This is a genomic window from Streptomyces sp. NPDC047081 (assembly GCF_040643775.1).
Lineage (GTDB): Bacteria > Actinomycetota > Actinomycetes > Streptomycetales > Streptomycetaceae > Streptomyces.
Window position 1 is genome coordinate 66,416 of the sequence record NZ_JBEYUY010000003.1, and the last position, 22,473, is coordinate 88,888.

Sequence of the window (22,473 nt, forward strand, 5' to 3'; positions counted from 1 at the left end):
TTCGTTCGAGGCCGGTGTGCCGCCCGCACACGGCAGAGACCGGCCGCAACCGACGATTGCAGGAGTGATTCGCGTGGATCGTGTCGCGCTGCGCGGCCTCAGGGCCCGCGGGCATCACGGGGTGTTCCCCAGGGAGCGCGAGGAGGGCCAGACCTTCATCGTGGACCTCGTGCTCGGCCTGGACACCCGGCCGGCCGCGGCCGACGACGACCTGGCGAAGACCGTGCACTACGGCATCGTGGCGGAGGAGGTCGTGGCCGTCGTCCAGGGCGAGCCCGTCGACCTCATCGAGACGCTCGCCGAGCGCATCGCCCAGGCCTGCCTCAAGCACGACGGGGTCCAGGAGGTCGAGGTCTGCGTCCACAAACCGGACGCACCGATCACGGTCCCCTTCGACGACGTGACCGTCACCATCACCCGGAGCCGAGTATGACCGCGTCCTTCACGCAGGGTCCCGTCGACCCGACCGTCCAGCCGGTGCCCGCCTCCGTCGTCGAGCAGGTCGACGCCGCCGACACGACCCTCCAGAACCCGAAGCGGGCGGTGATCTCCCTCGGCGCCAACCTCGGCAACCGCCTGGAGACCCTCCAGGGCGCCATTGACGCTCTGGAGGACACCCCCGGCGTCCGCATCAAGGCCGTCTCGCCGGTGTACGAGACGGAGCCGTGGGGCGTCGAGCCGGGCAGCCAGCCGTCGTACTTCAACGCGGTGGTGGTGCTCAAGACCACCCTGCCCCCGTCCTCGCTCCTGGAGCGGGCGCACGCGGTCGAGGAGGCCTTCCACCGCGTACGGGACGAGCGCTGGGGCGCGCGCACCCTGGACGTCGACATCGTCGCGTACGCCGACGTCGTCTCCGACGACCCGCAGCTCACCCTCCCCCACCCGCGCGCACACGAGCGTGCCTTCGTCCTGGCCCCCTGGCACGACCTGGAGCCCGAGGCCTCGCTGCCCGGCCGCGGCCGGGTCGGCGACCTCCTCGACACCGTCACCCGCGACGGCGTGGTCCCCCGCAAGGACCTGGAACTCCACCTGCCCGAGTAGTCGTTAAGGTCAGGACGAAAGGTCACGAGGACCACTGCCCGCGGCATACGGTCCACGGAATCCGGGGGAGCTGAAGGGACACCGTGAGAGAGCTGCGCATCAGGGTGCTGGCCGGCGTGTTCGTCGTGGCCGCAGTCCTGTCCTGGGCGGGCGCCCGCCTCTGGAACTCGATCGGGACCCTGCCCAGCGTCCCCCTGGCCGCCCCCATCGTCCTCGCCCTGATCGCCGTGGTGCTGACGGCCACGGCACTCTCGCTGCGCGGCCGCTTCAAGGCCCAGCGCGAGCGCCGCCCCGAGGCCAAGGGCGTCGACCCCCTGATGGCGGCCCGCGCGGTCGTCTTCGGCCAGGCCAGCGCCCTGGTCGCCGCCCTCGTCGCCGGCATGTACGGCGGCACGGGCGCCTTCCTCCTGGAGCTCCTGGACATCCCGGCCCGCCGCGACCAGGCCATCTACGCCGGCTTCTCGGTCGTGGCGGGCATCGCGGTCATAGCGGCGGCCATCTTCCTGGAGCGAGTCTGCAAACTCCCGGAGGACGACGAACACAACAACGGCGCGGCGTCACCGGCCTGAAGCCGGGTGGCGCCTCAAAGCACCATGACTCAGCGCACCATGACTCAGCGCGCCATGATGAGGCTCATCGCCTCGTTGCGGGTGGCGGAGTCGCGCAGCTGGCCGCGGACCGCCGACGTTATGGTCTTGGCTCCCGGCTTCCGCACACCCCGCATGGACATGCACATGTGCTCGCACTCGACCACGACGATCACCCCGCGGGGCTCCAGGATCTTCATCAGAGAGTCGGCGATCTGTGTGGTGAGTCGTTCCTGCACCTGAGGCCGACGGGCGTAGACGTCCACAAGCCGGGCCAGCTTGGACAGGCCGGTGATCTTGCCGTCGACCGACGGGATGTAGCCGACGTGGGCGACTCCGACGAACGGCACGAGATGGTGTTCACAGGAACTCAGCACCTCGATGTCCTTCACCAGCACCATCTCGTCGTGCCCCAGGTCGAACGTGGTCGTCAGCACGTCCTCGGGCTTCTGCCACAGCCCCGCGAAGATCTCCTGGTACGCCCGCGCCACCCGCGCCGGTGTCTCCCTCAGGCCCTCGCGGTCGGGGTCCTCGCCGACCGCGATCAGGAGTTCGCGCACGGCGTTCTCGGCACGCTTCTCGTCGAACTCGCCGATCTGGCCCTCGCCGTCCAGCGTCACGGGGTCGGTCATGTGGTGCCTCGTTCCTGTGCGGGTCACGCGTGTGGGCCACGCGCCTCATCTGCCGGCATGGCTGAAAATGCCGCGTCCCCCAGGCTAGAACCTGGGGGACGCGGCATCCATTCCGGTCCTGGTGGACGGGACCACCGGGCAGGAGTGGTCAGCTCTCGGGACGGTCCTCCGGAGCCGGCTCGGTCGCCGGAGCGTGCTCCGTCGCCGTCGCCTTGGCGGTGGTGATCGCCGGCGTCGCGCCGTTCGCGCCGTTCGTCAGTGCGAGCTCCTTCGGGGAGAGCACCGGCGGGCGGGTGGACGGCGTGCGGCGGGAGGAGCCGGTCCAGGCGGGCCTGGCCGGACGCTTGACGATCGCGGAGAAGATCTCGGCGATCTCCTCCTTGCCCAGCGTCTCCTTCTCCAGCAGCTGCAGGACGAGGTTGTCGAGCACGTCGCGGTTCTCGACCAGGATCTCCCAGGCCTCGTTGTGCGCGTTCTCGATGAGCTTCTTGACTTCCTCGTCCACCAGCGCGGCGACCTCTTCCGAGTAGTCGCGCTGGTGAGCCATCTCACGTCCGAGGAACGGCTCGGTGTTGTCGCCGCCGAACTTGATGGCGCCGAGACGCTCGGTCATGCCGTACTGCGTGACCATCGCGCGGGCCGTTGCCGTGGCCTTCTCGATGTCGTTCGCGGCGCCCGTGGTCGGGTCGTGGAAGACCAGTTCCTCGGCCGCGCGGCCGCCCAGCATGTAGGCGAGCTGGTCGAGCATCTCGTTGCGGGTGGTCGAGTACTTGTCCTCGTCCGGGAGCACCATCGTGTAGCCCAGCGCACGGCCGCGACTCAGGATCGTGATCTTGTGGACGGGGTCGGAGTTCGGGGAGGCCGCCGCGACCAGGGCGTGTCCGCCCTCGTGGTACGCGGTGATCTTCTTCTCCTTGTCCGACATGATCCGGGTCCGCTTCTGCGGGCCCGCGACCACACGGTCGATCGCCTCGTCCAGCATGGAGTTGTCGATCAGCTTCTTGTCGCTGCGGGCGGTGAGCAGGGCGGCCTCGTTGAGGACGTTGCTCAGGTCCGCGCCGGTGAAGCCGGGCGTACGGCGGGCGACCGCCGCCAGGTCGACGTCGGGCGCGACCGGCTTGCCCTTCTGGTGGACCTTGAGGATCTCCAGACGGCCCTGCAGGTCCGGCGGGTCGACCGCGATCTGGCGGTCGAAGCGGCCCGGGCGCAGGAGGGCCGGGTCGAGGATGTCGGGCCGGTTCGTGGCGGCGATCAGGATGACGCCGCCCTTCACGTCGAAGCCGTCCATCTCGACGAGCAGCTGGTTGAGCGTCTGCTCGCGCTCGTCGTGACCGCCGCCGAGGCCGGCGCCGCGGTGGCGGCCGACCGCGTCGATCTCGTCGACGAAGACGATCGCCGGGGCGTTCGCCTTGGCCTGCTCGAAGAGGTCACGGACTCGGGAGGCACCGACACCGACGAACATCTCGACGAAGTCGGAACCGGAGATCGAGTAGAAGGGGACCCCCGCCTCGCCGGCGACGGCGCGCGCGAGCAGCGTCTTGCCGGTACCGGGGCGGCCGTAGAGCAGCACGCCCTTGGGGATCTTGGCGCCGACGGCCTGGAACTTGGCCGGCTCCTGGAGGAACTCCTTGATCTCGTGGAGTTCCTCGACGGCCTCGTCGCAGCCCGCGACGTCGGAGAAGGTCGTCTTGGGGGTGTCCTTGGTGATGAGCTTGGCCTTGGACTTGCCGAAGTTCATGACCCGGGAGCCGCCGCCCTGCATCTGATTCATCAGGAACAGGAAGACGACCACGATCAGGACGAAGGGAAGCAGGGAGAGCAGGATGCCGAGGAACGGGTTCTGCTTCGACGGCGAAACGGTGTAGCCGTCGGGGATCTGCTTGTCCTGGTACTTGGTCTGCAGCGTGTTGGCGATGGTCACGCCCTGGTCGCCGATGTAGCTCGCCTGGATCTTCGAGCTGCCCTCGACCTTTTCGCCGTCCTTGAGCTGGACCTTGATGGTCTGCTCGTCACCGGTGGTCAGCTTCGCCGATTCCACCTTGTTGTCGTTGATCGCTGCCACGACCTGGCCGGTGTCCACCGTCTTGTAGCCGCCGGACGAGCCGACGACCTGCATCAACACGACCACGGCAAGGACGGCCAGCACGATCCACATGACCGGCCCACGGAAGTATCGCTTCACGTCCATCCATACGGAGCGGTGTCGCCCCGTCCCTCCTGCCATAGTGAGTTTGATAAGACAGTTCTTCTGACGGTACCCCAGCAATGTTGCCCGAAGCTGCACGAAGCCGCTCGGACGGCTGTTGGATCCGTCTCTGCATGCTCCAACGGCGCGAAACCCGCCGGGGTTCCCGATCGTCCTACAAAGACGGCTCGCTTGGCCCCAAGGCCGGCTCAGCCGCCGTAGACGTGGGGCGCGAGCGTACCGACGAACGGGAGGTTGCGGTACTTCTCGGCGTAGTCGAGGCCGTAGCCGACGACGAACTCGTTCGGGATGTCGAAGCCGACCCACTCGACGTCGATGGCGACCTTGGCGGCGTCCGGCTTGCGCAGCAGGGTGCAGATCTTCAGGGACTCGGGCTCGCGCGAGCCGAGGTTGTTGATCAGCCAGGACAGGGTCAGTCCGGAGTCGATGATGTCCTCGACGATCAGGACGTGCCTGCCCTTGATGTCGGTGTCGAGGTCCTTGAGGATCCGCACCACACCGGAGGACTGGGTGCCCGCGCCGTACGACGACACGGCCATCCAGTCCATGGTGACGGGGGTGGACAGCGCCCGCGCGAGGTCGGCCATGACCATCACCGCGCCCTTGAGGACGCCGACGATGAGCAGGTCCTTGCCCGCGTACTCCGCGTCGATCTTCGCGGCCAGCTCGGCCAGCTTCGCGTCGATCTCTTCCTTGGTGATGAGCACCTCTTTGAGGTCGGTGCCCATGTCTTTCGCGTCCACCCGCATCACTTTCGGTCGTCCCACCGGCCACCCATCACCCCCCAAAGGGGGGCAAGGTTTCAGCCTTGCCGAATCACCAGTCTGCCACCCTGGCGCTGGGCGACGACCTTGCCGGGGAGATTGATGGCTCCCTGGCCGCGCCAGCCGGTGATCAGCCGGTCGACTTCCTCGATGTGACGGGCGAACAGCGACCCGGCGGGCGCCCCGGCCTCGATGGCGGCCCGGCGCAGGATGCGGCGGCGCACGGCGGGCGGCAGGGCGTAGAGCTTGGCGCACTCCAGGAGGCCGGCGGCGTCGCGTACGGAGGCCGCGGCCTGGCGGGCCCAGGCGTCGAGGGCGTCGGCGTCGTCGCGGGAGAGCTGGGCGGTGCGGGCGAGGGCCTCGACGACGCCCTTGCCGAGCGCCTTCTCCAGGGCGGGCAGGCCTTCGTGGCGCAGCCGGGAGCGGGTGTAGGCCGGGTCGGCGTTGTGCGGGTCGTCCCAGACCGGGAGCGACTGGACCATGCAGGCCTTGCGGGCGGTCTGCCGGTCGAGCTGGAGGAAGGGGCGGCGGTAACGGCCGTCGGCCCCCGAGACCGCGGCCATTCCGGACAGGGAGCGGATGCCGGAGCCGCGGGCGAGGCCGAGCAGGACGGTCTCGGCCTGGTCGTCGCGGGTGTGGCCGAGGAGGATCGCGGTGGCGCCGTGGCGGGCGGCGGCGGCGTCCAGGGCGGCGTAGCGGGCGTCCCGGGCGGCGGCCTCGGGGCCGCCCTCGCGGCCGACGGTCACGGCGACGGAGTCCACCGGGTCGAGCCCCATCTCCCGCAGGCGCAGGGCGACTTCCTCGGCGCGCAGGTCGGAGCCGGGCTGCAGGCCGTGGTCGACGGTGACGCCGCCGGCCCGGAAGCCGAGCTTGGGGGCCTCGAAGGCGAGGGCGGAGGCGAGTGCCATGGAGTCGGCGCCGCCGGAGCACGCCACGAGCACGAGCGGCGAGGGCGGGCGCTCGTGCGGGGTGCCGGGAGCCGGGACCACCCCGGCCGGGCGGCTGTCGTCGGCCGTGCGGTTCTCCCCGGCGGCGGGGCTGTACGCGGGCGTACGACTGGCTTCGTTGAGGATGTCGTGCAGGACGCGGCGGACCGCCAGGCGTATCGCCGCGACCGCAGGATGGGGACCCATGTCCGGTTCCCTTCATGAAGTTTTCGGGGGGTGAGCCCGAGGTCGGTCACTCAGAGTGTGTAGATGGTGACAGAACCGGGCCGTTCCCCGAGCATCGCACGCCTACCCGGGGCTCACGGTCCCTCGGACGGGTGATTGGAGGGGCGTTCGCCTGCCGTCGGCCGGATTCGGTTCACGACCTTTCCGCGAGGTTCACGACTCGGTCTTGCGGTGCACCCGCGCGACCCAGTCCGCCGGTTTGGCGATCTCCGTCTTGGTCGGCAGGGTGTTCGGGGAGGTCCACACGCGGTTGAAGCCGTCCATGCCGACCTGGTCGACGACGGCCCGTACGAACCGCTCGCCGTCCCGGTACTGCCTGAGTTTGGCATCCAAACCCAGCAGCTTGCGCAGGGCCATGTCCAGGCGGGAGGCGCCCTTCGCCCGTCGCTGCTGGAACTTCTCGCGGATCTCGGAGACGGACGGCACGACGGCCGGGCCCACTCCGTCCATCACGAAGTCGGCGTGGCCCTCCAGGAGGGACATCACGGCGGTGAGGCGGCCGAGGATCTCGCGCTGGGCCGGGGTCTGCACGATCTCGACGAAGGAGCGCCCGCCGTCGTCCTCCTCAGCCTCGGGGCGCCCGCCCGCGAGGGATTGGGCGGCCTCGCGGATGCGTTCCAGGACGGTCATGGGGTCGACGTCCGTCTCCCCCAAGAACGACTGGATTTCGCCCTCCAGGTGGTCGCGCAGCCAGGGCACCGCAGTGAACTGGGTGCGGTGCGTCTCCTCGTGCAGGCAGACCCAGAGGCGGAAGTCGTGGGGCTGGACGTCGAGTTCGCGCTCCACGTGCACGATGTTGGGGGCCACGAGGAGCAGGCGCCCGCCGCCGTTCTCGCCCGCCGGGAGGTCACGGGTCGCGGGGGCGAAGGTCTCGTACTGGCCGAGGACGCGGGAGGCGAGGAACGACAGCAGCATCCCGAGCTCGACGCCGGTGACCTTGCCGCCGACCGCGCCGAGGACCGCGCCGCCGGGGCTGTTGCCGCGCCGCTCCTGCATCTTGTCGAGGAGGGGCTTGAGGATCTCCCGGAAGCCGGCGACGTTCGCCCGCACCCAGCCGGGCCGGTCGACGACCAGCACGGGAGTGTCGTGGAGTTCCTCGCTCCCCATCCGGGTGAAGCCCCGGACGTGTTCCTCCGAGGCCTTGGCATGCCGGCGCAGTTCCGCGACGACCTCCCGGGCCTCGTCACGGCTCACGTCGGGGCCCGGCCGTACGAGCCGGGTCGCGGTCGCGACCGCGAGATTCCAGTCGACCATCTCGGCACCACCGATGCTCGTCATGCGTCAACGGTACGTGAGCGTTCCCACTTGGGGCAGGCCGCGGAGCCCGGCCGCACCGGGCGGGACGTCAACTGCAGCCGCAGGCCGCCAGTGCCGTGGCCGTCCGGTCCAGCGCCGCCTGGGCCGCCTCCGCGCTGCTCGTGTCCGACGCGAGGAACGCGAACGCGAGGAGCCGGCCGTCCTGGTCCACCACCGTGCCCGCAAGGGTGTTCACCCCGGTCAGGGTGCCCGTTTTCGCTCGTACGACTCCTGCCGCGCCGTCGGCGTAGCGGGCGGTCAGCGTGCCGGTGAAGCCCGCCACCGGGAGGCCGGTGAGTACGGCGCGGAGTTCGGGGTGGGCGGGGGCGCCCGCCTTGACCAGCAGGGCCGTGAGCAGGTCCGCGGTCAGTCTGTCCTCTCGGTTGAGGCCGCTCCCGTCGTGGAACCGGGCGCCCTTGAGCGGGAGTCCGAGCTTCTTGAGCTGGGCGGCGATCGCGCTCGCGCCGCCGTCGAAGCTCGCCCGGCCGCCGGTCGCGACCGCGGTCTGGCGGGCCAGGGCCTCCGCGATGTCGTTGTCGGAGTTGGTCAGCATGCGCTCGACCAGGGCCGAGAGCGGGGGCGAGGAGACGGCGGCGAGGGCCTGCGCGCGCGTGGTCGCCTTGGAGGGGCCGGGGGACGTCGTCCTGATGCCCTTGGCCGCCAGGAACTTCGCGAACTTGGTTGTCGCGTCCGCCGCCGGGTCGTCCACGCGGATGGCCGTGCCGCTCGTGGAGTCGTCCGTGCGGCCCTCGTCGGCCATCAGGGCGCTGACGGGCGCGAGGTTGGTGTTCTTGCCGATGGGGTGGAGTTCGGGGCCGGAGTACAGGGTCGTGTCGTAGGAGAGCGTCACCTCGCTCACCGAGCGCTTCTTGAGGGCGGCCGCCGTCTTGTCGGCGAGGTCGCGCAGGCTCGCCCAGCCCTCCGCGTCCTTGCGGGCCGTCAGGGTCGGGTCGCCGCCGCCGACCAGGACGAGTTCCTTGGTGTCGGGCTCCAGGACCGTGCGGGTGGTGAGGCGGTGGTCGGCGCCCATGGCGGTCAGGGCGGCGACGGCGGTGGCGATCTTCGTGGTGGAGGCGGGGGTGAGGGCGTCGTCGGCCCCGGCGCCGTAGAGGCGCCTGCCGGTGGCCACGTCGACCACCGCGGCGGAGTGGTGGGTGCCGAGCGCGGCCTCGCCGAGGAGGGGGCCCAGGACGTCGGCGAGGGCGGGGCCGACCGGCGCGTTCTTCACGGTGCTCGCGGCGCCGCCGAGGCCGACCAGGACGGAGGCGGCGCTCGGTGCGGGCCGGGGCGCCCCCGCGGCCGTACCGGAGGAGGCGGACGTATCGGAATTACGACCGTGATCTGCGCCACCCAGTCGGCCCAGGGCGACTGCTCGGTCCGCCTCGGCCGTACGCTGACCGGTGGAGTCCCAGGGGCCGACGGCGGTGGCCACGGTGACGGCCAGCGCCAGACCGGCGGTGGCGGCGCCCGCGGTGTACTGCCAGGTCCGGACGGGCTCCGGCCGGGCGATCCGGCTCGGGCGCACGCGCGCGAGGCGCGGTTTCGCGGCGGCCACGGCTCGTGCGAGGCGCGGTCGCGCGGCGTTCGCGGTCCGTTCGAGACGTGGGCGCACGGCGTTCGCGGCCCGTTCGAGCTGCGGGCGTACGGTCCCGGCGGCCCGTGCCAGACGCGGTCGTACGGCGTTCGCGGCCCGCGCCACATGCGGTCTCGCGGCCCGCCAAGGCCTCAGCTCAGGCACGACCACCAGCCCCTTTCGCGATCACACACCTGCGTGAGGGACACTTAACCACCAGAACTATGTGCTGATCATGGAGGAGCCACCGGTGGAGTTCGACGTCACGATCGAGATCCCGAAGGGTTCGCGGAACAAGTACGAGGTGGACCACGAGACCGGTCGGATCCGCCTGGACCGTCGACTCTTCACCTCGACCGCCTACCCGACCGACTACGGCTTCGTCGAGAACACCCTCGGCGAGGACGGCGACCCGCTGGACGCGCTGGTCATCCTGGACGAGCCGACCTTCCCGGGCTGCCTGATCAAGTGCCGTGCGATCGGCATGTTCCGGATGACGGACGAGGCCGGCGGCGACGACAAGCTGCTGTGCGTGCCGGCGACGGACCCGCGCGTGGAGCACCTGCGTGACATCCACCACGTGTCGGAGTTCGACCGCCTGGAGATCCAGCACTTCTTCGAGGTCTACAAGGACCTGGAGCCCGGCAAGTCCGTCGAGGGCGCCAACTGGGTCGGCCGGGTCGACGCCGAGGTCGAGATCGAGCGGTCGTACAAGCGCTTCAAGGAGTCCGGCGGCCACTGAGGCCTCCGGCGGGTGAGCGGGCCGTACACGCGCGTGTGCGGCCCATTCGCATGCCCGCGCATACTGAGGCTGCCGGAGGCGTCGTAGAGGGAGCGCTACGCAAGTGATGGAAGCGGAGGACCGCAAACCGCAGTCGGACGAGGCTCGGATGGCCTTCACACCACCGGCCGGCGTCGAGGTCGAGGGCAGCGAGTCCGAGATCACTTCCGAGTTCGCCCTCCCCCGGGGACTCGGCCCGTCACCGGCCCCCGCGGCCGAGACGGAGGGTTCCGCGTTCAGCACGCCGAGCACCTACAGCGCCGAGCACGCCCCGGCCGCGTTCACGCCGGCGACCGGCGTACCGGTGGTGAGTCTCACCAAGGACGTGCCCTGGCAGGACCGGATGCGCACGATGCTGCGGATGCCGGTGGCCGAGCGGCCCGCGCCGGAGCCGCCGCCGAAGGCCGAGGAGGGCGGTCCGGCCGTCCCGCGCGTGCTCGACCTGACGCTGCGCATCGGCGAGTTGCTGCTCGCGGGCGGTGAGGGCGCGGAGGACGTGGAGGCCGCGATGTTCGCGGTCTGCCGCTCGTACGGGCTTGACCGGTGCGAGCCGAACGTCACCTTCACGCTGCTGTCGATCTCGTACCAGCCGTCGCTGGTGGACGACCCGGTGACGGCCTCGCGGACCGTGCGGCGCCGGGCGACCGACTACACGCGGCTCGCGGCCGTGTTCCGGCTGGTGGACGACCTCAGCGACCCGGAGACGCACATCTCGCTGGAGGAGGCCTACCGGCGGCTCGCGGAGATACGGCGGAATCGGCACCCGTACCCCACCTGGGTGCTCACCGGGGCCAGCGGGCTGCTCGCGGGCGCGGCATCCGTGCTCGTCGGCGGTGACGTGATCGTGTTCCTCGCGGCCATGGTGGGCGCGATGCTCGGCGACCGGCTGGCGTGGCTGTGCGCGGGGCGGGGGCTGCCGGAGTTCTACCAGTTCACGGTGGCCGCGATGCCTCCGGCGGCGATCGGGGTCGCGCTCACCGTGGCTCATGTCGACGTGAAGGCGTCCGCCGTGATCACCGGTGGGCTGTTCGCGCTGCTGCCGGGGCGGGCGCTGGTGGCGGGCGTGCAGGACGGGCTGACCGGGTTCTACATCACCGCGTCCGCGCGGCTCCTGGAGGTCGTCTACCTGTTCGTCGGGATCGTCGTGGGCGTGCTGGTGGTCCTGTACTTCGGGGTGTACCTGGGCGCGAAGCTCAATCCCGACGCGGCCGTGACGATCGCCGAGCGGCCGGGGTGGCAGATCGCCGCGTCCATGCTGCTGTCGCTGACCTTCGCCGTGCTGCTCCAGCAGGAGCGGTCCACCGTGCTGTGGGTGACGCTGAACGGGGGCGTCGCGTGGTGTGTGTACGGCGCGCTGCACTTCCCGGGCGGGCTGTCTCCGGTTGCCTCCACGGCCGTGGCGGCGGGGCTGGTGGGGCTCTTCGGGCAGCTCCTGTCGCGGTACCGGTTCGCCTCCGCGCTGCCGTACACGACGGCGGCGATCGGGCCTCTGCTGCCGGGTTCCTCGACGTACTTCGGGCTGTTGTCCATCGCGCAGAACGACGTCGACAAGGGGCTGGTGTCGCTGGCCACGGCCGCGTCGCTGGCCATGGCCATCGCCATCGGGGTCAATCTGGGGTCGGAGATCTCGCGGATGTTCCTGCGGATCGGGTCTGCGGACAAGCGGCGGGCGGCTAAGCGGACCAGGGGCTTCTGAGGGGCTCAGTAACCCTGGTTGTTCGGGTACTGGCCGTTCGGCCGGCCGCCGTACTGCTGCTGGGGGTACTGGGGCTGGGCGTACTGCTGGTTCGGGTCGTACGGCTGCTGCTGGGGCTGGTAGTACGGCTGCTCGTCCGCGGACGGGATGCGGCGGAGCTGGGTCGTCGCGTCGTCCATCATCGGCGGGGCCTGGTGCTGGACCGGGGGCGAGGGCTGCTGGGGTGCCGCCTGCTTGTTCTTTCCCCGGGCCCTCAGGAACTCGATGATGATCGGGATCACCGAGACGAAGACGATCAGGATGAGGATCGCCTCGATGTTCTTGTGGACGAAGTCGATCTTGCCGAGCCAGGAGCCGAGCAGGGTGACTCCGGCGCCCCACAGGACGCCGCCGATGACGTTGAACGTCAGGAACGAGCGGTACTTCATGCCGCTGACGCCGGCGATGATCGGCGTGAACGTGCGGACCACGGGGACGAAGCGGGCCAGGACCAGGGACTTCGGGCCGTACTTCTCGAAGAACTCGTGGGCCTTGACCACGTTCTCCTGCTTGAAGAGGCGGGAGTCCGGGCGGTTGAAGAGGGACGGGCCGACCTTGTTGCCGAACATGTAGCCCGCCTGGTCGCCGAGGATCGCGGCGACGCAGATCAGGGCGATGGCACCCCACAGCGGGAAGTCCATCTGGTTCGAGGTGATCAGCAGGCCCGTGGTGAACAGCAGGGAGTCACCGGGCAGGAAGAAGCCGATCAGCAGACCCGACTCCGCGAAGACGATCAGGAGCAGGCCCCAGATGCCGAACGTGTCGAGAAGGTAGTTCGGATCCAGCCAGTTCGGGCCTAGGGCAAGCGTCGTCACGGTTCCGGGCTCCCTGAGGGGGTGGAGGAAGGCACGGCGTCCTTCTGCGGGCGCACAAAGCTATCAACGCAATGTGTCCGCCCCAGGTTCCACCGGTGTCTCCAGGATGCACTGTGCGCCGACTGGGACAAAGCTGTGAGGTCATGGGAATCGATGAGTACGGCGGCGGGCAGGGTCCCCAGCCGGATGTGTTGGTCGTCACCACGAACGACGTTCCCGGGTACCACGTGCAGGAGGTGCTCGGAGAGGTGTTCGGGCTGACCGTGCGGTCCCGGCATCTGGGCAGCCAGATCGGGGCCGGGCTGAAGTCGATGATCGGCGGCGAGCTCAAGGGGCTCACCAAGACGCTCGTGCAGACCCGGAACCAGGCCATGGAGCGCCTCGTCGAGCAGGCACGCGCGCGTGGGGCGAACGCGGTCCTGATGTTCCGCTTCGACGTGACGGAGGCGGCCGACGTGGGCACCGAGGTGTGCGCGTACGGCACCGCGGTGGTCCTGGCCCGGGAGTGAGCCCCCGGACCAGGAGGCCTACGAGGTGTGCCGGGCCGCGTTCGCCGTGATCGCGTCCTTCAGGTGCTCGGCCAGGCCGGGGTGCATGGAGTCGTAGAACGCCTTGAAGCGTTCGTCGGCGACGTACATCCCGGCGAGGCCCACGTGCATCTCGTACGGGCACTCGTAGAACCACCTGTGGATGTGCAGGCGGTGTTCCTCGGCCAGGTCCATGGCCGCCTCGCCGGTCGGGGGGTCGCCGGCGGCCACCAGGGCGGCGTACCGCTCGCTCCAGGCGTCGACCTCGGCCTGCAGCCGCTTCCAGTCGTCCTTGGTGTAGCGGGCGGCCCGGCGCTGTGACTCGACGTACTCCTTGGTGCCGCCCCAGCGCGCCTCCGCCTCCTCGGCGAACCGCTCCGGGTCCTTGCCGCCGAAGACCTCGAACCGCTCCTCGGGGGTGAGGTTGATGCCCATCTTGCGTGCCTCCATGGCGTGCTCCACGGCCTCGGCCATCTTCCTCAGCTTCTCGATCCGGGCGGTCAGCAGCTCGTGCTGGCGGCGCAGGTGCGCGCGCGGGTCCGCCTCCGGGTCGTCGAGCAGGGCCGCGACCTCGTCGAGCGGGAAGCCGAGCTCCCGGTAGAACAGGATCTGCTGCAGCCGGTCGAGGTCGGCGTCGCTGTAGCGCCGGTGGCCCGCGTGGCTGCGCTCGCTGGGGACGAGCAGGCCGATGGCGTCGTAGTGGTGCAGCGTGCGCACCGTCACGCGCGCGTAGCCCGCGACCTGTCCCACGGAGTGGCCGGCCTGTCCTGCCGAGTGGCTCACTTCTCCGCTCCCTTCTCGGTACGCGCTCCACGGTGGGTCCTCACGTCGCGTGAGGTGCAAGCCCGTTCGCGCGCGGGCTCCCGCTCCGGATGTTGCGCCCGTTTCGTCCGCTTATCGTGAGCCCGTGGCCCCCGACACCGCGCGACAGGCGCCGACCGCCCCGGCGGCCCCCACGCGCGCGTTGCTGCCACTGATCCTCCCCGCTCTCCTGGTGGGCGTGGGCGCGAGCCTGCTGTTCCTCGGGGTGAGCGAGGCCGCGGAGGCCCTTCAGCACGTGCTGTGGCGGAATCTCCCGGACGCCCTGGGGGTCGGCCGGTACTCCGTGCTGTGGATGCTCGTGATGCTGACCGCGACCGGCGTGGCGGTCGGCCTGGTGGTGTGGAAGGCGCCCGGGCACGCGGGGCCGGATCCGGCGACCCTGGGGCTGGCGGCGGCCCCGATGAGGCCCGGGGTGCTGCCGGGGCTGCTGCTGGCGACCGCGCTGATGCTGGCGGGCGGGCCGAGCCTGGGCCCGGAGAACCCGATCATCGCGGTGAACGTGGGGCTCGCCTTCTGGCTCGGCGGACGGCTGGCGCCCCGGATGCCGGGCGGGCTGTGGGCGGCGCTGGCCGAGGCGGCGACGATCGGCGCGCTGTTCGGGACGCCGGTCGCGGCGGCGCTGGTGATCTCCGAGGCGCTGGCCGGACGGCAGCTCAAGGGGCTGCTGTGGGACAACGTGTTCGGGCCGCTGGTGGCGGCGGGCGCGGGCGCCCTGACCACCACCCTGGTGGCGCATCCGACCTTCGACCTTCAGCTGCCCGCGTTCGGGCGGCCCGGCTGGGGTGATCTGCTGTCGGCGTTGGTGGTCGCGTCGCTGGCGGCCGTCCTCGGCATGTGCGCGGTGTACGCCTTCCCGTACGTCCACCGCGCTTTCCGGCGCCTGGGGCACCCGATGCCGGCCCTGTCGCTCGGCGGGCTCGTGCTGGGCCTGCTCGGGGCCCTCGGCGGGCATCTGACGCTCTTCAAGGGGCTCGACGAGGTCGCGGAGCTGGCGCGGGACTACGAGGGCCACTCGGCGAGCGCCTTCGTGGGGATGGCGGTGGTGAAGCTGGCCGCGCTGCTGGTGGCCGCGTCCTGTGGGTTCCGGGGCGGCCGGATCTTCCCGGCGGTGTTCGTGGGCGCCGCCTTCGGGCTCGGGGCGCACGCGCTCGTACCGGCCGTTCATCCGGCGCTCGGTGTCGCCACGGGCGTACTGGGCGTCCTCCTCGCCGTCACCCGGCAGGGCTGGGTGAGCCTGTTCACGGCCGCCGTGCTGGTGTCCTCGCCGGAGATCCTCGCCCTGCTGTGCCTGGCCTCGCTGCCCGCCTGGCTGCTGGTGACCGGGCGCCCGCAGATGCAGTTGCGGGACGACGGAACTCCCCTCCGCTGACATCCGTTCTTCAGACGACACGAGGAGACACGTCCATGCCGCTCCACAAAGGTCCCGAGAAGCCCGACGAGCGCCCGATGTCGGTCAACCCCTTCTTCGGGGAGGCCAATCCGGTCGGCGGCATGACCCAGGCGCCGCCCAAGCACCACCTGCCGGACTCCCCCCTGCCCCCGATGACGGCGTATCAGCTGGTGCACGACGAGCTGATGCTGGACGGCAACTCCCGGCTGAATCTGGCCACTTTCGTCACCACGTGGATGGAGCCGCAGGCTGGCGTCCTCATGGCGGAGTGCCGGGACAAGAACATGATCGACAAGGACGAGTACCCGCGCACGGCCGAGCTGGAGCGGCGCTGCGTGGCGATGCTGGCCGATCTGTGGAACGCGCCGGATCCGGCGACGGCCGTGGGCTGTTCGACGACCGGGTCGAGCGAGGCGTGCATGCTCGCCGGGATGGCCCTCAAGCGCCGCTGGAGCAAGCGGAATCCGAAGCCGGGCGCCCGCCCGAACCTGGTCATGGGGATCAACGTCCAGGTCTGCTGGGACAAGTTCTGCAACTTCTGGGAGGTCGAGCCCCGTCTGGTCCCCATGGAGGGCGACCGCTTCCACCTCGACCCGCAGGCCGCCGCCGAGCTGTGCGACGAGAACACCATCGGGGTCGTCGGCATCCTCGGCTCCACCTTCGACGGCTCGTACGAGCCCATCGCCGACCTGTGCGCGGCCCTGGACGCCCTCCAGGAGCGCACCGGCCTGGACATCCCGGTCCACGTGGACGGCGCGTCCGGCGGCATGATCGCGCCCTTCCTCGACCAGGACCTGGTGTGGGACTTCCGCCTCCCGCGCGTGGCGTCGATCAACACCTCGGGGCACAAGTACGGGCTGGTGTATCCGGGCGTCGGCTGGGCCCTGTGGCGCGACAAGGAGGCGCTGCCCGAGGAGCTCGTCTTCCGCGTCAACTACCTGGGCGGCGACATGCCGACCTTCGCGCTGAACTTCTCCCGCCCCGGCGCCCAGGTGGTCGCGCAGTACTACACGTTCCTGCGGCTGGGCCGCGAGGGCTACCGGGCGGTGCAGCAGACGACGCGCGACGTGGCCCGGCAACTCGCCGAACGTGTCGAGGCGCTCGGCGACTTCAGGCTCCTCACCAGGGGCGAGGAGCTGCCGGTGTTCGCCTTCACGACCGCGCCGGGCGTGGAGTCGTACGACGTCTTCGACGTGTCCCGGCGGATGCGCGAGCGCGGCTGGCTGGTGCCGGCGTACACCTTCCCGCCGAACCGGGAGGACCTGTCCGTGCTGCGGGTGGTGTGCCGCAACGGCTTCTCGACCGACCTCGCCGACCTGTTCGTGGAGGATCTGGGACGGCTGCTTCCGGAGCTGCGCCGGCAGCCGCATCCCCTGACCGGGGACAAGGAGGCGGCCACCGGGTTCCATCACTGAGGGCGTCCGTCGGCTGAGGAGCTTCAGGCGCCTCCCCCGTACGCAGGAACCTTGCCTCCTCACTCGGGCGGGTGAAGCTACCGTCGTACGGGGAGCAAGCACGTAGCACGACCGCCCACGATCTTCCTCATGGGAGCAGTCATGGCCGCAGAGGCACACACCGAACAGCACACGCGGGCCACTCCTGAGAACTGGATGTTCCCGCCCGAGGAGGGCTGGACATGGGACCAGGTCAAGGAGCTGGACGTCCCGTTCTACTGGGAACTCGTGGATGGGATCATCGTGGTACGTGGGGTGACGACGCCTTGGCACGACCAGGTTCGCAACGAGCTGTATTTCCGGCTTCGGAGCGCTCAGCGCCCGCCCTACCGCGCCGCCGTGGAGCTCTGGAGCCAGATCAATGAACACGACGTTCCAAAGCCGGACGTCGTCGTCTACGACAGGACCGGCCTCGACATCAGGACCCTCGACTGCACGCCCATGAGCAGCGTCGTTCTCGCCGTCGAGGTGGTCTCCCCAGGTTCACGCGGCATGGATCGCTTCCACAAGCCGGGGCTCTATGCCGAAGCCGGCGTCAGCTACTACTGGCGCGTCGAGCGCGGCGAGAAAGACATCCCCGAGGTGCACGAGTTCTGGCGCGACAAGGACAGTGGTGTCTTCGTCCCCCGGCCCGACCTGCCGACCCACACCGGCCGGTTGGCCACCGAGGTCCCCTTCCCCGTCGAGATCGACCTCGCCGACCTGATCGAGGACTGACAGCTCAGCCCTCGTCCCCCGGATGCCGCTCCCCCGTCGCGTACGGGTTCTCCTGGCCGTCGACCAGGACGCCGACGAACGGCTCGCCCTCCCCCGCGAAGGTGTACGCCCCGCCCTCGACCCGGCCGATGAGCCCCTGGGTCCACTCGGCCTCGGCGTCGGCCGTGTGGATCCAGAGGTTCATGATCTCGCCGATGTGGCCGAGTTGTTCGGGGCCGTCCTCGGGGATGTAGTGCTCGGTGACGGCCCCCCGCCACTCCTCGATGCGCCGGGTCCGCTCCTTCAGGAGGGACACCACCTCGGCGCGCGGCAGGTCGACCATGCAGCCGATGGCCGCCGACTTCACGTCCATCTTCTGGTCGTAGGAGGTCAGCGCCTCGCGCACCAGGCGGAGGTACTCCTCGGTGCCCGCGTCGGTGATCTCGTACTCCGTGCGCGGCGGGCCGCCGGCCGTGGACGGCGCGATCTCGTGCGCGTGCAGCAGCCCCTGCTTGGCCATCTGCTTGAGCGCGTGGTAGATCGAGCCGGGCTTGGCGTTGGACCACTCGTGCGCGCCCCAGTACTCCAGGTCGCCCCGCACCTGGTAGCCGTGGGCCCGCCCGTGCTGGCGGACCGCGCCGAGCACCAGGAGACGGATCGCTGACATGGGGCCAGCGTAGGACCCTTGACGTCAGCCCCAGCTCGTGCCCTGCTCCTTGGCGACCAGCTCGAAGGCGGTGGCACCGTCGAGGGACTCGCGGATGATGTCGGCGTGGCCGGCGTGCCGGGCCGTCTCGCGGATCAGGTGCAGACAGAGCCAGCGGACGGAGACGCGGCCCTCCGGCGGGAACCAGGGGTCGTTCGGGAGCGGGAAGGTGTCGTCGAGGCTCGGGACCGAGCGGATGTACGCCTCGGTCTCGGCGGCGACCTTCTCCCAGTACGCGAGCTGGGACCCGACGGTCTCGCCGTCGACGAGCTGGAAGGTCTCGTGCCAGTTGGTCTCGTCGCGCTTGATCGCCGGCGGTTCCTGCTTGGCGCGGGCGATCCAGCCCTGCTCGACCTCGGCGACATGCTTGAGCAGCCCGGAGAGGGAGAGCTCGCTGGCGCTCGGCCTGCTCGCGGCCTGCTCCTCGGTCAGCCCCAGCAGCGCCCTGCGGATCCCGCCGCGCTGCTCCTCGATGAACGCGAGCAGTGCTCCGCGCTCGTCGCCCTGCGCCTCTGCGGGAACGTGAGTGACCATGGCCTTCGCCTTTCGCCGGTGGCGGGGAGTCCGTCCCCCTGCCTGACACCGACGAAGCTACGGGCCATCGAGGTCAGTTCCTGTCCTCAATGGCCCGGCTCCCGCACTTGGGTCAAGCAATCAGAACGGGAAGCCGCTCCGCCCGTGCTGCACCGAGATCCACTTCTGCGTGGTGAAGCACTCGACGGTGCCCTCGCCGTTCAGGCGGCCGATGCCCGAGTTCTTCTCGCCGCCGAAGGGGACCAGCGGCTCGTCGTGGACGGTGCCGTCGTTCACGTGGAACATGCCCGTGTCGATCTGCTTGGCGAAGGAGACGCCGCGCTCGACGTCACCCGTGTGGACCGCGCCGCTCAGGCCGTACGGGGTGTCGTTGACGATGCGGACCGCCTCGTCCTCGCCGTCGAAGGGGATCACGAAGGCGACCGGGCCGAAGACCTCCTGGCGCAGCAGGGCCGAGTCGGCCGGGATGCCGGTGAGGACCGAGGGCTCGATGAGGTTGTCGTTGGTCGCGCCGCGCAGCAGGGCCGTGGCGCCCTCGGTGACCGCCTGGTCGACGACGCCCGAAATGGCCTCCGCCTGCGAGGAGTTGATCACCGGGCCGATGACGGTGGCCGGGTCGCTCGGGTCGCCCACCTTGAGGGTCTTCACCTTGGCGACGAACTTCTCGGTGAACTCGTCGGCGATCGAGCGGTCGACCAGGACACGGTTGGCGGCCATGCAGACCTGGCCCTGGTGGACGTACCGGCTGAAGACCGCCGCGTCGACCGCGTAGTCGATGTCGGCGTCGTCGAGGACCACGATGGCGCTGTTGCCGCCCAGTTCGAGGACCGAGCGCTTGAAGTTCGCGGCGCAGACCGTGGCGACATGGCGGCCGACCTTGTCGGAGCCGGTGAAGGAGATGACCTTGGGGATCGGGTGCTCGATGAAGGCGTCGCCTATCTCGGCTATGTCGGTGATGACGACGTTCAGGAGGCCGGCGGGCAGGCCCGCGTCCTCGAAGAGCTTCGCGACCAGGGAGCCGCCGGTGATCGGGGTGTTCTGGTGGGGCTTCAGCACCACGCCGTTGCCGAGCGCCAGGGCCGGGGCGACCGACTTGAGCGAGAGCAGGAAGGGGAAGTTGAAGGGGCTGATCACGCCCACCACACCGACCGGGACGCGGTAGAGGCGGTTCTCCTTGCCGTCCACCGGCGAGGGCAGGATCTTGCCCTCGGGGCGCAGCGCCCACTGGATCGACTCGCGCAGGAACTCCTTGGCGAGGTGCAGTTCGAAGCCGGCCTTCAGGTAGGTGCCGCCGAGCTCGGCGATGATCACCTCGGTGATCTCCTGCTCGCGCTCCTCGATCAGGCGCAGCGCCTTCTCCAGGACGGCACGGCGGGCGTAGGGGTTGGTCTTCGCCCACTGCTTCTGGGCTCTGGCCGCCGCCTTGTAGGCCTCGTCGACCTCGTCGACCGTGGCTATGGTGATCGACGCGAGCTTCTCGCCGTCGTACGGGTTGAAGTCGATGATGTCCCAGGAGCCGGTCCCCGGGCGCCACTCACCGTCGATGTACTGCTGGGCCAGGTCGGTGAAGTACGACGACATGTGATCCCCAAATCACTAGCAGACACGCGATCTACATCACGGGCTGATCACACGTCATCGTACTTGTGACGCAGGTGAGTTGGGGACGCTGAGCGAGGTTGTGGGGAAAACCCTAGGAGAGTTGGAGGAGACCTCGTAGAAGGTCGCGGCTCTCGTGCGGACCGGGGCTGTCCTGCTGGAGCTCCTTGAGAGCCTTCTCGTACTGGGCCACGTCCTCGCGCTTGTCCAGGTAGAGGGCGCTGGTGAGCTGCTCCAGGTAGACGACGTCGGTCAGGTCGGACTCGGTGAAGGAGAGGATCGTGAAGGCGCCGCTCTCGCCGGAGTGGCCGCCGAAGCTGAACGGCATGATCTGCAGCCGTACGTTCGGATGCTCGGAGACCTCGATCAGGTGCTGGAGCTGACCGCGCATCACCTCGCGGTCGCCGTACGGGCGGCGCAGCGCGGCCTCGTCGAGGACGATGTGGAAGTCGGGGGCGTTCTCCGAGACGAGGTACTTCTGCCGCTCCAGGCGTACGGCCACCCGCTTCTCGATCTCCGACTCGCTCGCACCCTTCATGCCGCGTTTGACGACTGCACGTGCATACGCCTCGGTCTGCAGCAGCCCGTGCACGAACTGCACCTCGTACGCCCGGATCAGCGATGCCGCGCCCTCCAGGCCCACATAGGTGGGGAACCAGCTCGGCAGTACGTCGGAGTAGCTGTGCCACCAACCGGCCACGTTGGCCTCCCGGGCGAGGGAGAGCAGCGAGGTGCGCTCCGTCTCGTCGGTGATGCCGTACAGCGTCAACAGGTCCTCTACGTCCCGTGTCTTGAAGCTCACCCGGCCCAGTTCCATCCGGCTGATCTTCGACTCGGAGGCGCGGATGGAGTACCCCGCCGCCTCCCGGGTGATGCCGCGCGCCTCGCGCAGCCGCCTGAGTTGCGAGCCGAGCAGCATGCGCCGCACCACCGATCCGGGCTCTCCCACGCTCACGTTCGCCAGCCTCCCCAACGCCTTCAGGGGCCGAAGTCTGCCACTAAAACACTCCGAGCAGTACTCGTCCGATTACAGAGAAGGAAAAGAGCCAAAGATTCTGCACAGGAATCGGGAAGGAGTTGGCAAGTAGGGGGAGGGAAGTTGGCGGAAAAAATGACCAACAAACGGTACGGGAGCCTCCATATCGGTCACGTGCACGTGCATCTGCACCTTGCATCTGCACCCCACATCCGAAACCATGGTCCCGCGCAACCGCTGCATCGCAACGACCGCGAATTCCCGGGAGTGCCTCGCATGGGGACGAATGGATCGACCATGCTCGAGCCGTTACGGCAGGGCCTTCCGCCGCTTGATCCCGCGGCCGTGTCCAACGCCGCGTCGTGTGCTCTGCCCGCCCGCTACGAAGCGGTGCGCGAGGCGAGACTCTTCACCCGCCGGACACTCGACCAGTGGGACATGGGCGACCGCTTCGACGACATCTGCCTGGTGGTCTCCGAACTCGTCACCAACGCCCTGCGGCACGCGCTGCCGGCCGGCGCCGTGTGCACGGTCGAGCAGAACCCGTCCGTGCGGCTGCACCTGATGCGCTGGACCGAGCGGCTGGTGTGCGCGGTGCGCGACCCCAGCCAGGACAGCCCGGTCGAGCGCGAGACCGAGGACTTCTCGGCGGAGTCGGGCCGCGGCCTGTTCCTCGTCGACTCCTTCGCCGACAGCTGGGGCTGGCACCCGCTCGCGGGCACCCTCGGCGGCAAGGTGGTCTGGGCCCTGTTCCAGCTGCCGAACCCGCAGGCCGGCGCCGCGGACCGCACGGAGTGAGACACCGCGGCGTTTTTCGACGCCGCGGTTCTACGCGCGTTACGTCATCGATCCCGGGGCCGGACCGTCAGCCCGCCACGAGGTGGTCGAACTCACCGTCCTTGACGCCCGCGAGCATCGCCACGATCTCCGCGCGCGTGTAGACGAGCGCGGGCCCGTCGGGGAAGCGGGAGTTGCGTACGGCCACGTCACCGCCGGGCAGCCGGGCGAACTCCACGCAGGAACCCTGTGAGTTGCTGTGCCGGCTCTTCTGCCAGGCCACCCCGTTCAGCTCCGTGGCTGCCATGCCGTTGTACACGTCGTGGTCCACAGGTCGCTCCCGTGTGGTGCGGTGGCCTTGGGGCCATTGATGCAGAGGTCAACTGTTCC

The 22,473-nt window shown here is 69.9% G+C and carries 23 protein-coding genes; 10 read left to right on the top strand and 13 right to left on the bottom strand.

The genetic code is table 11. From position 1 onward, the window contains the following. The first annotated feature begins 73 nt into the window (after window positions 1–73). From folB to ABZ848_RS06030, 3 genes are all read left to right on the top strand, one after another. Window positions 74–433, top strand: a complete 360-nt coding sequence (folB, locus tag ABZ848_RS06020; RefSeq protein ID WP_360826007.1) for a dihydroneopterin aldolase — start codon at window positions 74–76, stop codon at window positions 431–433. After that, the gene (gene folK / locus ABZ848_RS06025) at window positions 430–1,041 is read left to right on the top strand and encodes a 2-amino-4-hydroxy-6-hydroxymethyldihydropteridine diphosphokinase (RefSeq protein WP_360826010.1); all 612 of its coding nucleotides are present in this window, start codon (window positions 430–432) and stop codon (window positions 1,039–1,041) included. The genes folB and folK overlap by 4 nt, the downstream gene beginning before the upstream one ends. 83 nt (window positions 1,042–1,124) lie before the next feature. Next, on the top strand, window positions 1,125–1,610 hold the full coding sequence (locus ABZ848_RS06030) for a DUF3180 domain-containing protein (protein WP_360826013.1): 486 nt from the start codon (window positions 1,125–1,127) through the stop codon (window positions 1,608–1,610). A gap of 44 nt (window positions 1,611–1,654) precedes the next feature. Here ABZ848_RS06030 and folE read toward each other — a convergent pair whose 3' ends face one another. The 6 genes from folE to dacB form a co-directional block, all read right to left on the bottom strand. Then, the gene (gene folE / locus ABZ848_RS06035) at window positions 1,655–2,260 is read right to left on the bottom strand and encodes a GTP cyclohydrolase I FolE (RefSeq protein ID WP_360826016.1); all 606 of its coding nucleotides are present in this window, start codon (window positions 2,258–2,260) and stop codon (window positions 1,655–1,657) included. Between the two features lie 148 nt (window positions 2,261–2,408). Continuing rightward, complete coding sequence (gene ftsH, locus ABZ848_RS06040) at window positions 2,409–4,448, bottom strand: ATP-dependent zinc metalloprotease FtsH (protein WP_360826019.1); 2,040 nt, start codon at window positions 4,446–4,448, stop codon at window positions 2,409–2,411. Between the two features lie 206 nt (window positions 4,449–4,654). Further along, window positions 4,655–5,215: a hypoxanthine phosphoribosyltransferase gene (gene hpt, locus ABZ848_RS06045; RefSeq protein ID WP_360827136.1), complete on the bottom strand. Its 561-nt coding sequence runs from the start codon at window positions 5,213–5,215 to the stop codon at window positions 4,655–4,657. Window positions 5,216–5,268: 53 nt separating this feature from the next. Further along, window positions 5,269–6,363 carry a tRNA lysidine(34) synthetase TilS gene (tilS, locus tag ABZ848_RS06050; protein WP_360826022.1) on the bottom strand — a complete coding sequence of 365 codons (1,095 nt, stop codon included), beginning with the start codon at window positions 6,361–6,363 and terminating at the stop codon, window positions 5,269–5,271. 192 nt (window positions 6,364–6,555) lie between these two features. Further along, window positions 6,556–7,680, bottom strand: a complete 1,125-nt coding sequence (locus ABZ848_RS06055) for a zinc-dependent metalloprotease (RefSeq protein ID WP_360826025.1) — start codon at window positions 7,678–7,680, stop codon at window positions 6,556–6,558. A 67-nt stretch (window positions 7,681–7,747) separates the two neighbouring features. Further along, window positions 7,748–9,442, bottom strand: a complete 1,695-nt coding sequence (gene dacB / locus ABZ848_RS06060; RefSeq protein ID WP_360826028.1) for a D-alanyl-D-alanine carboxypeptidase/D-alanyl-D-alanine-endopeptidase — start codon at window positions 9,440–9,442, stop codon at window positions 7,748–7,750. A gap of 79 nt (window positions 9,443–9,521) precedes the next feature. Here dacB and ABZ848_RS06065 point away from each other — a divergent pair, with 79 nt between their 5' ends. Together ABZ848_RS06065 and ABZ848_RS06070 are read left to right on the top strand one after the other, a co-directional pair. Continuing rightward, window positions 9,522–10,013, top strand: coding sequence for an inorganic diphosphatase (locus ABZ848_RS06065; protein WP_194078292.1), 492 nt, complete (start codon window positions 9,522–9,524; stop codon window positions 10,011–10,013). A gap of 103 nt (window positions 10,014–10,116) precedes the next feature. Further along, entirely contained in the window at window positions 10,117–11,748 is a 1,632-nt protein-coding gene (locus ABZ848_RS06070; protein ID WP_360826032.1) for a threonine/serine exporter family protein, read from the top strand. 5 nt (window positions 11,749–11,753) lie between these two features. Here ABZ848_RS06070 and ABZ848_RS06075 read toward each other — a convergent pair whose 3' ends face one another. Further along, on the bottom strand, window positions 11,754–12,602 hold the full coding sequence (locus ABZ848_RS06075) for a VTT domain-containing protein (RefSeq protein WP_360826035.1): 849 nt from the start codon (window positions 12,600–12,602) through the stop codon (window positions 11,754–11,756). A gap of 143 nt (window positions 12,603–12,745) precedes the next feature. Between ABZ848_RS06075 and ABZ848_RS06080 the strand changes: the two genes are divergently transcribed. Then, window positions 12,746–13,111 carry a YbjQ family protein gene (locus ABZ848_RS06080; RefSeq protein WP_360826038.1) on the top strand — a complete coding sequence of 122 codons (366 nt, stop codon included), beginning with the start codon at window positions 12,746–12,748 and terminating at the stop codon, window positions 13,109–13,111. Window positions 13,112–13,129: 18 nt separating this feature from the next. On the opposite strand, the gene ABZ848_RS06085 is transcribed toward ABZ848_RS06080, so the two are convergent. Next, the gene (locus ABZ848_RS06085) at window positions 13,130–13,912 is read right to left on the bottom strand and encodes a MerR family transcriptional regulator (protein WP_360826041.1); all 783 of its coding nucleotides are present in this window, start codon (window positions 13,910–13,912) and stop codon (window positions 13,130–13,132) included. Window positions 13,913–14,036: 124 nt separating this feature from the next. On the opposite strand from ABZ848_RS06085, the gene ABZ848_RS06090 reads away from it, so the two are divergent. The 3 genes from ABZ848_RS06090 to ABZ848_RS06100 all read left to right on the top strand — a co-directional run bounded on the left by ABZ848_RS06090 (window position 14,037) and on the right by ABZ848_RS06100 (window position 17,512). Then, window positions 14,037–15,320 (top strand): ion channel protein, encoded by a 1,284-nt coding sequence (locus ABZ848_RS06090; protein WP_360826044.1) that lies wholly within the window; start codon window positions 14,037–14,039, stop codon window positions 15,318–15,320. Window positions 15,321–15,355: 35 nt separating this feature from the next. Next, window positions 15,356–16,756 (top strand): glutamate decarboxylase, encoded by a 1,401-nt coding sequence (locus ABZ848_RS06095; protein ID WP_360826047.1) that lies wholly within the window; start codon window positions 15,356–15,358, stop codon window positions 16,754–16,756. Window positions 16,757–16,897: 141 nt separating this feature from the next. Then, the gene (locus ABZ848_RS06100; protein ID WP_360826050.1) at window positions 16,898–17,512 is read left to right on the top strand and encodes a Uma2 family endonuclease; all 615 of its coding nucleotides are present in this window, start codon (window positions 16,898–16,900) and stop codon (window positions 17,510–17,512) included. A gap of 4 nt (window positions 17,513–17,516) precedes the next feature. Here the strand turns inward: ABZ848_RS06100 and ABZ848_RS06105 are convergent, their stop codons facing one another. The 4 genes from ABZ848_RS06105 to ABZ848_RS06120 all read right to left on the bottom strand — a co-directional run bounded on the left by ABZ848_RS06105 (window position 17,517) and on the right by ABZ848_RS06120 (window position 21,249). Next, window positions 17,517–18,158: a PadR family transcriptional regulator gene (locus ABZ848_RS06105; RefSeq protein WP_360826053.1), complete on the bottom strand. Its 642-nt coding sequence runs from the start codon at window positions 18,156–18,158 to the stop codon at window positions 17,517–17,519. Between the two features lie 24 nt (window positions 18,159–18,182). Next, complete coding sequence (locus ABZ848_RS06110) at window positions 18,183–18,731, bottom strand: DinB family protein (RefSeq protein WP_360826056.1); 549 nt, start codon at window positions 18,729–18,731, stop codon at window positions 18,183–18,185. Window positions 18,732–18,851: 120 nt separating this feature from the next. Beyond that, entirely contained in the window at window positions 18,852–20,312 is a 1,461-nt protein-coding gene (locus tag ABZ848_RS06115) for an aldehyde dehydrogenase family protein (protein ID WP_360826059.1), read from the bottom strand. A gap of 112 nt (window positions 20,313–20,424) precedes the next feature. Then, window positions 20,425–21,249, bottom strand: a complete 825-nt coding sequence (locus ABZ848_RS06120; protein ID WP_360827139.1) for a helix-turn-helix transcriptional regulator — start codon at window positions 21,247–21,249, stop codon at window positions 20,425–20,427. Window positions 21,250–21,603: 354 nt separating this feature from the next. Between ABZ848_RS06120 and ABZ848_RS06125 the strand changes: the two genes are divergently transcribed. Continuing rightward, window positions 21,604–22,104 (top strand): ATP-binding protein, encoded by a 501-nt coding sequence (locus ABZ848_RS06125; protein ID WP_360826062.1) that lies wholly within the window; start codon window positions 21,604–21,606, stop codon window positions 22,102–22,104. 67 nt (window positions 22,105–22,171) lie between these two features. On the opposite strand, the gene ABZ848_RS06130 is transcribed toward ABZ848_RS06125, so the two are convergent. Further along, window positions 22,172–22,390, bottom strand: coding sequence for a DUF397 domain-containing protein (locus ABZ848_RS06130; protein WP_242778638.1), 219 nt, complete (start codon window positions 22,388–22,390; stop codon window positions 22,172–22,174). Window positions 22,391–22,473: the final 83 nt, after the last annotated feature.